The organism is Bradyrhizobium sp. LCT2 (assembly GCF_009931255.1).
Taxonomy (GTDB): Bacteria; Pseudomonadota; Alphaproteobacteria; order Rhizobiales; family Xanthobacteraceae; genus Bradyrhizobium; species Bradyrhizobium diazoefficiens.
In genome coordinates, this window is record NZ_CP034432.1 from 9,362,145 (window position 1) to 9,375,100 (window position 12,956).

General features: G+C 65.5%; 9 protein-coding genes. 7 read left to right on the top strand and 2 right to left on the bottom strand.

The window, feature by feature from the left end; translation table 11 throughout:
* Nucleotides 1-34: 34 nt before the first annotated feature.
* The 7 genes from EI171_RS44205 to EI171_RS44235 all read left to right on the top strand — a co-directional run bounded on the left by EI171_RS44205 (nucleotide 35) and on the right by EI171_RS44235 (nucleotide 11,004).
* The gene (locus EI171_RS44205) at nucleotides 35-1,051 is read left to right on the top strand and encodes a sugar ABC transporter substrate-binding protein (RefSeq protein ID WP_028173770.1); all 1,017 of its coding nucleotides are present in this window, start codon (nucleotides 35-37) and stop codon (nucleotides 1,049-1,051) included.
* A gap of 80 nt (nucleotides 1,052-1,131) precedes the next feature.
* Nucleotides 1,132-3,255 carry an SMP-30/gluconolactonase/LRE family protein gene (locus tag EI171_RS44210; RefSeq protein ID WP_011090593.1) on the top strand — a complete coding sequence of 708 codons (2,124 nt, stop codon included), beginning with the start codon at nucleotides 1,132-1,134 and terminating at the stop codon, nucleotides 3,253-3,255.
* Entirely contained in the window at nucleotides 3,252-4,349 is a 1,098-nt protein-coding gene (locus EI171_RS44215; RefSeq protein ID WP_161536861.1) for a hypothetical protein, read from the top strand. Before EI171_RS44210 ends, EI171_RS44215 begins: the two co-directional genes overlap by 4 nt.
* Nucleotides 4,346-5,842 carry a sugar ABC transporter ATP-binding protein gene (locus EI171_RS44220; protein ID WP_028173767.1) on the top strand — a complete coding sequence of 499 codons (1,497 nt, stop codon included), beginning with the start codon at nucleotides 4,346-4,348 and terminating at the stop codon, nucleotides 5,840-5,842. The genes EI171_RS44215 and EI171_RS44220 overlap by 4 nt, the downstream gene beginning before the upstream one ends.
* Before the next feature lie 208 nt (nucleotides 5,843-6,050).
* Complete coding sequence (locus EI171_RS44225) at nucleotides 6,051-7,118, top strand: HlyD family secretion protein (protein ID WP_161536862.1); 1,068 nt, start codon at nucleotides 6,051-6,053, stop codon at nucleotides 7,116-7,118.
* Entirely contained in the window at nucleotides 7,115-9,889 is a 2,775-nt protein-coding gene (gene rbbA, locus EI171_RS44230; RefSeq protein WP_202633079.1) for a ribosome-associated ATPase/putative transporter RbbA, read from the top strand. The genes EI171_RS44225 and rbbA overlap by 4 nt, the downstream gene beginning before the upstream one ends.
* Before the next feature lie 2 nt (nucleotides 9,890-9,891).
* Complete coding sequence (locus EI171_RS44235) at nucleotides 9,892-11,004, top strand: ABC transporter permease (protein WP_011090598.1); 1,113 nt, start codon at nucleotides 9,892-9,894, stop codon at nucleotides 11,002-11,004.
* Nucleotides 11,005-11,037: 33 nt separating this feature from the next.
* Here EI171_RS44235 and EI171_RS44240 read toward each other — a convergent pair whose 3' ends face one another.
* Nucleotides 11,038-11,526, bottom strand: a complete 489-nt coding sequence (locus EI171_RS44240; protein ID WP_028173764.1) for a DUF2059 domain-containing protein — start codon at nucleotides 11,524-11,526, stop codon at nucleotides 11,038-11,040.
* 40 nt (nucleotides 11,527-11,566) lie between these two features.
* Nucleotides 11,567-12,772 (bottom strand): OpgC domain-containing protein, encoded by a 1,206-nt coding sequence (locus EI171_RS44245; protein WP_161536864.1) that lies wholly within the window; start codon nucleotides 12,770-12,772, stop codon nucleotides 11,567-11,569.
* Nucleotides 12,773-12,956: the final 184 nt, after the last annotated feature.

Here is a 12,956-nt window from a genome sequence, read left to right on the forward strand (position 1 = left end):
CGAGATAACGACAACCACAACCAAGGAGGAAGCAATGAAGCATCTCGGCAGCCCGACAAGGGCCATCGTTGCAGCACTGGGCCTTGCGGCCATGACCGCACCGGCTTTGGCCCAGCAGGGCCTGGACGAGCCGTTCCAGAAGCCGTTCAAGGAAGCGCTGGCCGGCAAGACCGTGGCCTATGTTCCGGTCGCGATGAACTTCGACCTCACCGAGGGCTGGTATGCGGGCCTGAAGAAGGAGCTCGAGCCGCTCGGCGTCAAGTTCGTGATCCGCGACGCCAACTGGAACACCAATGCCGGCGCGCAGGCCGTCACCTCGCTGATCTCGGAGAAGCCGGCGGTGATGGTGGTCCATAATCCGGACGTGCAGACCTATGCCAAATTGCTCCAGCGCGCCGAGAACGAAGGCATCTACGTCATCCAGATCAACATGGGCTCTGCCTATCGGAGCTCCGCCTTCGTCGGCGCCAACTGGGTCGAGATCGGCGAACGCCAGACCGAAGGCGTGGTCAAGGCCTGCGAAGGCAAATCGAACAAGATCGCGATCATCCAGGGCGCGCTGTCGGCGGCCGCCAGCGCCTATACGCTCAAAGGCGTCGAGAACGTGCTCGCCAAGCATCCCGAGATCAAGGTGGTGTCGAGCCAGGCCGCCGATTGGGACGCCGCCAAGGCCAAGGCGATCACGCAAACGGTGCTGAAGCAGAACCCCGATCTCTGCGGCATCGTCGGCTTCTGGGACGGCATGGATATCGGCACCGCGGCGGCCGTGAAGGAAGCCGGGCTCACCGGCAAGGTATTCCTGGCCACCTCGGGCGGCGGCGAACGCAAGGGCGCGTGCGAACTGGTGAAGTCGGGCGCGTTCGATCTCAACATGAGCTACGACGTGCCGACCCAGGCGGCACAGATGGCAGGCACGATCAAATGGCTGCTCTCGTCGGGCGTCAAGCCCGGCTCCGTCAAGGGCTCGGAATACACCACGCTGATTCCGATCACCAAGGAGAACGCCGACAGCCAGACCGCCTGCTGGAATCTCAGCGACCTCAAGAAATAGTTCGACGCTGACGCTCGAGGTCCCCTGGGCCGTTGCGGTCTCGGGGACCTCGCTCCCAACATCTTCCATGCCCCGCCGGAATGCCGATGCGCGACACCCTGACAAGCCTGCGTTACCGCTACTGGCCCGATCACCTGCTCGGCGAAATCCTGTCCAAGCGATGGACCGAGACGGCCATCCCGGTCATCCTGCTGCTGATCGTCGGCCTCGCGCTCAGCCGGTCCATCGACAATTTCCTGTCGCCGGCGAGCCTTGCCGACACCGCGCGCCAGGCCGGAGAGATCGGCTTCATCGCGCTCGGGCTGGCGCTGGTCGTCATCGTCGGCGGCATCGATCTGTCCGTCGGTTCGATCTTCGCACTGACGGATTTCTGCGCGCTCTATCTGCTCGACGTGCTGGGCTGGCCGGTCCCGGCGGTGGTGGCCGCCACGCTGCTCTGCGGTGCGCTGCTCGGCGCCGTCAACGGCGTCCTGATCGGTTATCTGCGGCTGCGCGCCTTCATCACCACGCTGATCACCCTGATCATCTACCGCTCGGCCTACGACCTCCTGATCCAGCGCTACTCCAACGCCATCGCGTCGGCCTTCCCCGACATCCCGTCCTGGGACTTCATCGGCGGCGGCAGCATTTTCGGCATCCCGACCGTGGCGCTGGTCTATATCGTCATCGCCATATTCGGCCATATCTTCATGACGCGGCTGCGGCCGGGCTGGCATATCACCGCGATCGGCGGCTCGCGCCGCTCGGCGTACAATTCCGGCATTCCCGTCCGTCGCACGATCGCACTCTGCTACGTCGCAAGCGGCGTGCTGACCAGCATCGGCGCGCTGTTCTTCGCCTCCCGGCTCGGCACCGTCGGCGGCGACATCGGCGTCGGCCTCGAGGTGATCGTGCTGACCGCGACGGTGCTGGGCGGCATCACGCTCGGCGGCGGCAAGGGCTCGGTCGCCAAATCCGCGGTCGGGGTCCTGATCGTGCTCCTGATCACCAATGGTCTCACGACCATGAACGCGCGCGGCGGCGTCAACCGGATGGCGCTCGCCGGCATCCTGCTTGTCGCCGCGATGGTCGACATCCGCTGGCAGAAGAATCGGACGCGCATCATCAGCAAGGTCTACGTCGCCCCGACCTACCACGCGCTGCCGCCGCCTCCCCCGACCGAGATCGGGCAGGGCGGCCCGTTCGAGCAGAACGACAAGCTGCGCGATGTCGAATTGATCGGCCTTGGCCGCATCGAGGCGCCGGAGGACGTCATCCTCGATCGCCACGACAACCTCTATGCGGGCTCGCGCCACGGCGACATCATCCGCTTCCTCGCGCCCGACTATCAGAAGATGGAAGTATTCGCCCATATCGGCGGCCAGCCGCTCGGCATGGCCTTCGATCGCGAGGACAATCTCTACATCTGCATCGGCGGCATGGGGCTCTATCGCATCAAGCCCGATGGCACCGTGGAAAAGGCGACCGACGAGACCAACCGCAGCATGCGTTCGGTCAACGACGACAGCCGCCTTCGGCTCGCCGACGACCTCGACATTACCGACGACGGCCTCATCTTCTTCTCCGAGGCGACCGTGCGCTACGAGATGGACGAGTGGCCGATCGATGGCCTCGAGGCGCGGGGCAACGGCCGCATCATCTGTTACGACACCAGGACCGGCGCGACACGGACGGAATTGCGCGGCCTCAAATTTCCCAACGGCATCTGCGTGGCCAGCGACGGCCAGTCGATCCTGTTCGCCGAGACCTTTGGCTGCTCGATCAAGCGCTATTGGTTCGCAGGACCGAAGAAGGGCGCGGTCGAGGTGGTGATGGACAACCTCCCCGGCTACCCCGACAACATCAACCTCGCCTCCGACGGCAATTACTGGCTGGCGCTGGTCGGCATGCGCAGCCCTTCGCTCGACCTCGCCTGGAAGATGCCCGGCTTCCGGCGCCGCATGGCCAAGCGTGTGCCGGTCGACGAGTGGCTGTTCCCCAACATCAACACGGGCTGCGTGGTCAAGTTCAACGAGCAGGGCAAGATCCTCGAATCGTTCTGGGACCTGCGCGGTGAAAACCATCCGATGATCACCTCGATGCGCGAGCATCGCGGCTACCTCTATCTCGGCGGCATCGCCAACAACCGGATCGGCCGCTACAAGCTCGACAACGCCGATCCCGACTTCGTCCAGTATGACAAGCGGTGGGGGAAGCTGTCGTGATCGCAGCCGTCAGGGAATTCGCCAACCGCTTTCTCGGGCGCGGCGAAGCCACCATCACGGTGCCGTCCTTCGACGGTGCCTTGAAGCCCAACCAGAAGCTGGAAGCCGCCGACACCTTGCTGACGTGCCAGGCGCCGGAGGACCTCGCCACCGATGGCCGCAACCTCTTCATTGCGGACGGTCCGCGACTGATGTGCCTGAATGGCGGCTCGCCCTCGGAGATCCGCACCTTCGATCGGCCGATCTCGGCGTTGTGTGTCCTTCCCGAAGGCGGCCTTGCCGTGGCGCTCGGGGGACGCGAGGTGCGTCTCTATGCAAGCCCTTCGGCCGAACAGCCAAGCGTGACGTTTACCGACGCCGCCTTCAATGCCGTCAACGCGCTCGCGCCAGCGGGCGACAACACGCTGATTGCGACGGACGGCTCGGCGACATGCGGCGTCGACGACTGGGCGCGCGACCTGATGGAGCTCAACCGGAGCGGCCGCGTGTTCAGGCTGGATCCCGGCAGCAAATCCGTGACGGCGCTGGCCCAGGGGCTCGGCCATGCCTTCGGCGCCTGCGCGCATGGCAACGGCGTGCTGGTCAGCGAGAGCTGGCGCCACCGCCTCGTTCTGGTGACGCCGGGCGCATCGCCCCAGATCGTGCTCGCCCACCTGCCCGTCTATCCGTCGCGACTGACAGGAGCCGCGGGCGGCGGCTACTGGCTCACCGCCTTCACCGCGCGCACCCAGCTCATCGAGTTCGTGCTGCGTGAGCCGGCCTATCGCCGCCGCATGATGACGGAGATCGATCCGGCGTATTGGGTTGCCCCGCGCCTGCGCTCAGGCCTCTCGTTCAAGGAGCCGATGCAGGGCGCGCACATCAAGACCATGGGCGTCATCAAGCCGTGGGCGCCGCCGCGATCCTACGGACTCGTCATCCGTCTCAACCCCGATGGCCAGCCGCTCTATTCGCTGCACAGCCGGGTTGACGGCGTCAATCACGGAATCGTTGCGGCCATCGAGATGTGCGACGACCTCGTCCTGATCGCCAAGGGACCTGGCCGTGTCCTGCGACTGCCACTGGCCGGCCTTGCCGAGGAGTCTTGCCAATGAGCGACATCATGCTCTCGCTGCGCAAGGCGACAAAACTCTACGCCGGCGTTCCCGCCATCGACGGGGTCGACTTCGACCTGCGCCGCGGCGAGATCCACGCGCTGGTCGGCGAGAACGGTGCCGGCAAGTCGACGCTCACCAAAGTCATGGCCGGCGTGGTGACGCTGACCTCGGGCGCCATGACGGTCGACGGCGCGGACGTCGCACCGAGGACGCCGCTGGAGGCACGCAATCTCGGCATCGCCATGGTGTTCCAGGAGAACAGCCTGGTGCCGACCATGACGGTGGCGCAGAATTTATTCCTCGGGCAGGAGAAGTTTTATAACCGCTTGCGCGGAATCTACATCGCCGCGCAGCAGTTTTTGCAATCGCTCAATTTCGACGTCACGCCGACCGCCACGGTCAGCGGTCTCGGCGCGGCCAAGAAGCAGATGGTGGAAATCGCGCGCGCGGTTCTGCACCGCGCCAAGGTCATCATCTTCGACGAGCCGACCGCGTCGCTGACGCCGGAGGAGAAGAAGTACTTCTTCGACCTCGTCCGCGACCTCAGGAAGCGCGGGGTCTCGATCGTCTTCATATCGCATGCGCTGGAAGAGGCCCTGCTGCTCGCCGACCGCATCACGGTCCTGCGCGACGGCAAGCATGTCGTGACCGACGACGCCGCCAGGTTCGACCGCGCCGCGATCGTACAGGCCATGGTCGGCCGCGACCTGTCGAACACGCTCTACGGCGCACGCAAGCGCGGCGTGCGGCCGGCCGGCGCGCGCGTGCTCACGGTGCAGAATTTGAAGATGGCGCCGATGGTGAAGAACAATTCGCTGTCGGTGTTCGCAGGGCAGATCACCGGCGTATTCGGCCTCGTCGGGGCCGGCCGCACCGAGACGTTCAAGATCGTCTCCGGCGTGCTGAAGCGCGACTTCTTCCACGGCGGCGAGATCCTGCTGCACGACAAGCCGGTGCGCTACCGGGTGCCGGCGCCGGCGGTCAAGGCCGGCATCGCCTATGTCACCGAGGATCGCAAGGTCGAGGGCTTCTTCGAGACGTCCTCGATCGCGCGCAACATCTATCTCGGGCTTCTGTCGAAGTTTCCCAAGGGCCGCATGATGCTGTCGCGGCGGGAAACCGCGACCATCGGCAAGACCTGGATCGAGAAGCTCGGGGTTCGCGCCATCGGCGACCACGGCAAGGTGGTCGAGCTGTCCGGCGGCAATCAGCAGAAGGTCGTGATCGCCAAATCGCTGGTGCAGGAGCCCGACCTGATCATCTTCGACGAGCCGACCCGCGGCGTCGACGTCGGCGCCATCGTCGAGATCCACGAGCTGATCAACCAGCTCGCCGACGAGGGCAAGGCCGTCGTGGTCATCTCGTCCTATTTGCCCGAGATCATGGCGCTGTCCGACCGCATCCTGGTCTCACGCCAGGGCAAGGTCGTGGAGGAATTCTCCGCGCTGGACGCGACGGAGGAAAGGATCATGTACGCGGCGATCCACTAGGCGCCGCCAGAGCGCTCGGGGCCAGCCGACTGCCTGAACCTTGGGCAGAGGCAACGGTCGCGCAATCTGATCTGCATCAAGTTGCGCTGCAAAAATCGCTGCAATGTTGGACCAACTTCGGCTGCGCGGCTTCCACCTCGGAGATATCCGTAGCGGCCGGCCATTCGTGTCTCAACATGTGGGCGCCGCGGCGCGGCGTTATGAACAGATGAACTTCACTCCGGGCCGCGTCATCGCCGCGATCGCCATCCTGCTTGCAGGCGGCGGCTATTACTACTGGCAGCACCGCGATTCCAACACGCTGCCGGCGGGCTTTGCCCGCGGCAACGGCCGCATCGAAGCGGTCGAGATCGACATCGCCACCAAGACGCCGGGCCGGATTCGCGAAATCCTTGTCAACGAAGGTGATTTCGTGAACGCCGGCCAGGTTCTGGCGCGGATGGACACCGAGCAATTGCAGGCGCAGCGCCGCCAGGCCGAAGCGCAGCTCCAGCGCGCATCCATCAATGTCGAGACCGCGAAGAGCCTGGTGAACCAGCGCGAGGCCGAACGCAGGGCTGCGGAGGCTGTGGTCGACCAGCGCATCGCCCAGCTCGACACCGCCAGCCGCAAGCTCGATCGCTCCGAGCAATTGATCAGGACGAATGCGGTGTCGCAGCAGGTGCTGGACGACGACCGCTCGGCCAACGCCACGGCGAAGGCGGCACTTGCCGCAGCCCAGGCCCAGGTCGCGGCCTCAGAGGCGGCGATCAGCTCCGCCCGCGCCATGGTGATCGATGCCGGCGCCTCGGTCGACGCCGCCAAGGCCGCGATCGAAAGCATCAACGCCGACCTCAACGACAGCGTGCTGAAGGCGCCGCGCGAAGGCCGCGTCCAGTATCGCGTGTCGCAGCCGGGCGAGGTGCTCGCGGCCGGCGGCCGCGTCCTCAACATGGTCGATCTTGGCGACGTCTACATGACATTCTTCCTGCCGACCGCGGATGCCGGCCGCGTCGCGATCGGCTCCGAGGTCCGCCTCGTGCTCGACGCCATCCCGCAATACGTGATCCCGGCCAAGGCCACCTTCGTCGCCGACGTCGCGCAATTCACGCCCAAGACCGTCGAGACCGAGGAGGAACGCCAGAAGCTGATGTTCCGCATCAAGGCGCATATCGCGCCCGAGCTGCTGCGCCAGCACATCGAGCATGTGAAGACCGGCCTGCCCGGCATGGCCTATGTGCAGCTCGATCCGGCCGCGCAATGGCCCGACAATCTCAAGATCAAAGTGACCCGATGAGCGCGACTGCCGCAGCCGACGCACCGGCCGGGCCCGGCAGCGTGGTGCATCTCGAAGGCGTTGGCCTGAGCTACGGCAAGACCCGCGCGCTGGATGGCATTACCCTCGACCTGCCGTCCGGCTGCATGATCGGATTGATCGGACCCGACGGCGTCGGCAAATCCAGCCTGCTCGCGCTGATCGCCGGCGCGCGCGAGATCCAAGAGGGACGCATCCATGTGCTTGGCGGCGACATGGCGAGCTCGCGCCATCGCCGTGCGGTCTGCCCTGATATCGCCTATATGCCGCAGGGGCTGGGCAAGAATCTGTATCCAACGTTGTCGGTGTTCGAGAACATCGACTTCTTCGGCCGCTTGTTCGGACACGACAAGGCGGAACGAAGCAGACGGATCGCTGGCCTTTTGCGCGACACCGGGCTTACCCCCTTCGCCGACCGCCCGGCCGCAAAGCTCTCCGGCGGCATGAAGCAGAAGGTGGGCCTGTGCTGCGCCCTGATCCACGATCCCGAGTTGCTGATCCTGGACGAGCCGACCACCGGCGTCGATCCCTTGTCGCGGCGCCAGTTCTGGGAGCTGATCGCCTCGATCCGGAGCAGCCGGCCCGGCATGAGCGTGATCGTCTCGACCGCCTATATGGAGGAGGCCGCGCAGTTCGACTTCCTGATCGCGATGAACGCCGGCCGCGTGCTGGCGACGGGAACGCCTGCCGCGCTCAAGCGTCAGACCGGCGCCGACACGCTCGACGACGCCTTCATCCGCCTCTTGCCGGAGGCCGATCGCGGCAATCACACCGGCGTCGTCATCCCGCCGCGCAGCGCGGACCATGACGAGATCGCGATCGAGGCGGACCACCTGACCCGGCGTTTCAATGACTTCGTCGCTGTCGACGATGTCAGCTTCCGCATCAGGAAGGGCGAGATCTTCGGCTTCCTCGGTTCGAACGGATGCGGCAAGACCACGACCATGAAGATGCTCACCGGCCTGTTGCCCGTGAGCGAGGGCAATGCGCGACTGTTCGGCAATGCGATCGATGCCGGCGATATGTCCGTGCGCCGCCGCATCGGCTACATGTCGCAGGGGTTCTCGCTCTATTCGGAGCTGACGGTCGCCCAGAATCTCGATCTGCATGCGCGGCTGTTCGGGCTGTCGGCGGAGACTATCGCCGCGCGCATCAGCGAGATGATCACCCGGTTCGATCTTGCGGAGGTGGCCGACGCCCTGCCCGACGCGCTGCCGCTCGGCCTGCGGCAGCGGCTGTCGCTGGCGGTCGCCATGATCCATGCGCCGGACATCCTCATTCTCGACGAGCCGACCTCCGGCGTCGATCCCGTCGCCCGCGACCGCTTCTGGCAGATTCTCGCCGAGCTCTCGCGCAAGGACAACGTCACCATCTTCGTCTCGACCCATTTCATGAACGAGGCCGAGCGCTGCGACCGGATCTCGCTGATGCACGCGGGCAAGGTGCTGACGTCGGACACGCCTGCCGCGATCGTGGCCGCGCGCGGCACCGCCACGCTGGAGCAGGCCTTCATCGCCTGCCTCGAAGAGGCGATCGCTGACACGACAGATGCAGCCGGCCCGCCTGCGGCCGCATCGCCCGCGCCGGCTGCGACCGCTACGCCGCCGCGCAAGCGCAGCAGCGCGACGTTCAATCCGATCCGCATGCTGGCCTATTCCCGGCGCGAGGCGCTCGAGCTGCGCCGCGACCCGATCCGCGCGACGCTCGCGATCCTCGGCAGCGTGCTGCTGCTGTTCGTGCTCGGCTACGGCATCAGCATGGACGTCGAGAACCTGACCTTCGCCGTGCTCGACCGCGACGACAGCGCCATCAGCCGCGACTACAGCCTGCAGATCGCGGGGTCGCGCTACTTCACTGAAAAGCCTCCGATCACGGATTACGCCGATCTCGACCGCCGGATGCGCGCCGGCGAGATTGGCCTCGCCATCGAGCTGCCGCCCGGCTTCGGCCGCGACGTCAGCCGCGGTCGCCATGTCGAGATCGGCGCCTGGGTCGACGGCGCCAACCCCACCCGCGCCGAAACGCTGCGCTCTTACGCCCAGGCGATCCACGCCACCTGGCTCGCGCAGAAGGGCCGCGAGCTCTATGGCGAGGCGGCGATCGCCGGTTCCTACAAGCTCGAGCTCCGCTACCGCTACAATCCCGACGTCAGAAGCGTCGTCGCCATGGCGCCCGGAATCATTCCGCTGCTCCTGATCATGATTCCGGCGGTGCTCGCCGCACTCGCGGTGGTGCGCGAGAAGGAGCTCGGCTCGATCGTCAATTTCTACGTGACGCCGGTGACGCGGCTGGAATTCCTGCTCGGCACGCAACTGCCCTATGTCGTGCTGGCATTCGGCAACTTCCTGCTCCTGGTCGGCTTCGCGCTCGCCGTCTTCGGCGTGCCCTTCACCGGCAGCTTTCCGACCTATGCGCTCGCCGCCCTGCTCTATGTCACCGCCACGACCGGCATGGGGCTGGTGATCTCGGCCTTCATGAACAGCCAGATCGCGGCGCTGTTCGGCACGGTGCTGATCACGCTGATCCCGGCCATCCAGTATTCCGGGCTGATCGATCCGGTTTCATCGCTCCAGGGCCTGGGCGCACTGGTCGGGCGGCTCTATCCCACCACCTATTTCGTCACGATCTCGCGCGGCACCTTCTCCAAGGGGCTCGGTTTCGAGACTCTCCACAACGATCTCCTGGCGCTCGCCGTCATGATCCCGGTGCTGGTGGCAGCCGGCACAATGCTGCTGAAGAAACAGGCCCGCTGACCATGCGCATCGACAACGTGCTTCAGCTCGGCATCAAGGAATTGCGTGGCCTCGTGCGCGACCCGATGCTGCTCGTGCTCATCGTCTACTCCTTCACGCTGGCGGTCTATGCAGGTGCCAAGGCACTGCCGGAAACGTTGAACCGCGCCGCGATCGCCATCGTCGACGAAGACCATTCGCCGATATCGACCCGCATCGAGATGGCGTTCACGCCACCCTACTTTTCCGAGCCGCGCCTGATCTCGCAATACGAGATGGACCGGCGGATGGACGCGGGTCTCGACACCTTCGCACTCGACATACCGCCGGACTTCCAGCGCGACCTGCTGGCGCGGAGATCGCCCGCGATCCAGCTCAACGTCGATGCGACGCGGATCTCGCAGGCCTTCAACGGCGGCGGCTATGTCGAACAGATCGTCAGCGCGGAGATCGCGGAATTTCTGGCGCACACGCGCAATGCACAGGCCGCACCGATCGAGCTGGCGCTGCGGGCGCGGTTCAACCCGGAACTGAAGAAGTCCTGGTTCGGCGCCATCGACCACGTGATCACCTCGATCACCATGCTCTCGATCATCCTGACCGGCGCAGCGCTGATCCGCGAGCGCGAGCACGGCACGATCGAGCACCTGCTGGTGATGCCGGTCACGCCATTGGAAATCATGGTGAGCAAGATCTGGTCGATGGGAGCGGTGGTGCTGATCGCCTCCGCCTTGTCGATCATCTTCGTGGTCAAGGGGTGGCTGGCGGTTACCATCGATGGCTCGGTGGCGCTGTTCCTCGTCGGCGCGGCGCTTCAGCTCTTCGCCACCACCAGCATGGGCATCTTCCTCGCCACCGTCGCCGGGTCGATGCCGCAGTTCGGGCTGCTGCTGATCATGATCCTGCTGCCGCTGCAAACCCTGTCGGGCAGCATGACGCCGCGGGAGAGCATGCCGCAATTCGTCCAGGACATCATGCTGGCGGCGCCCAACACGCATTTCGTGATGCTCGCGCAGGCGATCCTGTTCCGCGGCGCGGGCCTGGAGGCCGTCTGGCCACAGCTCGTCGCGCTCACGCTGATCGGCGTCGTCTTCTTCCTGATCGCGCAGCGCCGGTTTCGCGCGTTTCTGGCCTAGGCACGACGCGCGGCCCGAGCATATTGCCCGGCCTCAAAGCTTGTGCCCCTTCTGCCGCAGCGCCTCGATCAGGCGCTGCTTCAGCTCGTCGGCCGCCTTCTGACCGACGTCCTGGCCGATCTGCATGCTCGCCTGCGCCAGCGCATCCGACTTCTCCAGGAATTTTCGTCCCACGGGCTGGGCGTAGAACGCCTCGATCTGGCGCAGCTCATCGACGGTGAAGCTGGCGGCGTAGAGAGCCGCGATCTGATCGATCATCGAGGCGACGAACGGAGCATAGATCTCGGCGCCGGGCGCCGTCAGCGCATCATAGTCGCGCTCGATCTCCGGCCTGTCCTGGGCGACCACGGGCCTGAGCTTGAGCAGGAGCTGCGGCAGCAGCGCACGATACTGGTCGGCAATCTTCAGCGTGACGACGAGCTTGCGCGCTGCATTCATCGCCTCCGGCGGCGGCGCCTGCGCCGACGCGCCGCAAACCAGGAACAGGAGCGTGCCGGCGATCGTCAACAAACGTCTGGACATGAACCTCTCCGTGAGAAGGCGAGCTGGCGCCACGATGCTTTCAACGGCTCGCGGGCGCCCCGGCCGCGGCCGGAGCGCTTTCGGGCTCGGAATCCTCGACCTCCGTCACCTTCACGAACAGGCTGGGCACGCGTTCGGCACGATCGAGCAGCCAGGCGGCACCGATCATGATGACGATGCCGACGACGGAGACGGCGAGCTGCTCCCAGACGCCCTTGGTGTATTGCGTCAGGATCCAGTGCGCGGAGAACGACAGGAACACCCCGAGGCAGAAGATCGGCAGCGAATGCTGGCCGCAGAGGATGACCGGGCGCAGCCAGGGTGTGTGCAGCGACCGCCATTTGCGCGAGATGAAATGGGTGACCCAGATCGCCAGCGCCAGGAAATGCGTGAAGCGCAGCATGTCGAGATCGGTCTTGTCGATCGGGTAGATCGCCTTGATCATCCATTTCGGGATCAGGGCCTCGAGCGCGGGAACGTGCCAGGTCATCACGATCAGGAGCGCGAAGGCGAGCCAGGCCGCCGCGAGCGTCATCGCCGCCTTCGACCACACCCATTTCGCGATCTTCCCGATCTGGCCGATGCCGCACCAGGCCGCGAACACGAACATCAGCTGCCAGCAGAACGGGTTGAAGTACCATTTCGTGCCGGGCGGATAGGAGGCGACGTTCCAGTCGAACCAGCGCGACAGCACATAGAGCACCACGGAGGCGGCGAGGGTCAGGTTCGGCCGCCGCACCAGGCACCAGACGATGAAGGGCGAGGCGAACACCAGCGCGATGTAGAGCGGCAGCACGTCGAGATTGACCGGCTTGTATTTCAGGACGATCGCCTGCCCGATCAATTCGTCCGGATGCGACAGGAAGTTGAACACGTTGAACTCGTGCTCGTACATCGGATTGTCGAAGCGGCGCGCGGTGCGCGCGATCTGCGCCGTGAACAGCAGGAACAACATGATGTGGGCGACGTACATCTCGGCCGCGCGACGCCACAGCCGCTTGAGCGCGGCGAGAAACCAGCCGCCCGCGATGATCGGCCCGTAGATCCAGCCGACCAGGTAGCCGGAGATGAAGACGAAGAACTCGGCGGCGTCGCTGAAGCCGTAATTGCGCAGCGTCAGCCAGGCCACGACGTCGTGCGGGATGTGGTCGAGGAAGATCATCCACAGGCCGATGCCGCGGAAGAGATCGAGCCGCAGGTCGCGCTCGACCGGCGCCAACAGTGCTGACTGGTCCCGTGTGATCATGGCCCCGCCTCTTCCGGTGGGCGTCGCGCCGTGGCGGCGCCGACAAAATGGAATGCTAAAAAACGCGAATCAAAAGATCACCTGGCCCTGCGGCTAGCTTCCCGCCAACGGTAGCCGACCCAGGTGCCCGCGCAAGGGACTTCGTCATCACGGGCGGCGGGGACCACCGCCGGGCCGCGCCGAA

What these genes read in the sequence shown, in the direction of transcription:
- EI171_RS44205 (WP_028173770.1), top strand. Translation starts at nt 35, where the DNA reads ATGAAGCATCTCGGCAGCCCGACAAGGGCCATCGTTGCAGCACTGGGC.
- EI171_RS44210 (WP_011090593.1), top strand. Translation starts at nt 1,132, where the DNA reads ATGCCGATGCGCGACACCCTGACAAGCCTGCGTTACCGCTACTGGCCC.
- EI171_RS44220 (WP_028173767.1), top strand. Translation starts at nt 4,346, where the DNA reads ATGAGCGACATCATGCTCTCGCTGCGCAAGGCGACAAAACTCTACGCC.
- EI171_RS44225 (WP_161536862.1), top strand. Translation starts at nt 6,051, where the DNA reads ATGAACTTCACTCCGGGCCGCGTCATCGCCGCGATCGCCATCCTGCTT.
- rbbA (WP_202633079.1), top strand. Translation starts at nt 7,115, where the DNA reads ATGAGCGCGACTGCCGCAGCCGACGCACCGGCCGGGCCCGGCAGCGTG.
- EI171_RS44235 (WP_011090598.1), top strand. Translation starts at nt 9,892, where the DNA reads ATGCGCATCGACAACGTGCTTCAGCTCGGCATCAAGGAATTGCGTGGC.
- EI171_RS44240 (WP_028173764.1), bottom strand. Translation starts at nt 11,526, where the DNA reads ATGTCCAGACGTTTGTTGACGATCGCCGGCACGCTCCTGTTCCTGGTT.
- EI171_RS44245 (WP_161536864.1), bottom strand. Translation starts at nt 12,772, where the DNA reads ATGATCACACGGGACCAGTCAGCACTGTTGGCGCCGGTCGAGCGCGAC.